The following is a 434-nucleotide window of genomic DNA, read 5'->3' as shown; positions in this document are numbered from 1 at the left end:
CTTCCAGGGGGGCCAGCACGGTACCGGCGATGGTCTCGGCCGAAGCGCCGGGATAGAAGACCGTCACGTTGACCGTGGGCGGCACCAGTTCAGGATACTGGGCGATGGGCAGGGCCTTCATGGCCAGCGCGCCCACCAGCGTGATCACGATGGAGATGACCGACGAAAGGATCGGTCTGCGCAAAAAGATATTTGGTTTTGCCGAAGCTGCCATAGACCATCACCTACTTCTGAGCGGTCTTCTGGGCGGCCTGTCCCTTCTGGGCCTGTCCGTCACCCATGACGCTGACCTTGGCACCGGGACGGGCCTTGACCATGCCTTCACAGATGATGCGTTCCCCGCCCTTGAGGCCGGAGTCCACAAGGTACATGTCGCCGATGGTCTCGCTGACCGTCACCTTCTGGGTGCCGACCACGTTGTCCTTGTCCAGGGT

Annotated in this window: 2 protein-coding genes; both read right to left on the bottom strand. The window is 62.0% G+C overall.

What is annotated here, in order from left to right; translation table 11 throughout:
* The coding region (locus tag JWG43_RS18540; RefSeq protein WP_205244397.1) for an efflux RND transporter permease subunit at positions 1 to 214 on the bottom strand (214 nt) is incomplete at its 3' end.
* A gap of 10 nt (positions 215 to 224) precedes the next feature.
* Positions 225 to 434 (bottom strand): permuted SH3 domain-containing protein (locus JWG43_RS18535; protein ID WP_504208233.1); only part of this gene is annotated, 210 nt, incomplete at its 5' end.

It is taken from the genome of Desulfobulbus alkaliphilus (assembly GCF_016918545.1).
Lineage (GTDB): Bacteria > Desulfobacterota > Desulfobulbia > Desulfobulbales > Desulfobulbaceae > Desulfobulbus > Desulfobulbus alkaliphilus.
This window is presented reverse-complemented; position numbering and strand designations above follow the sequence as displayed.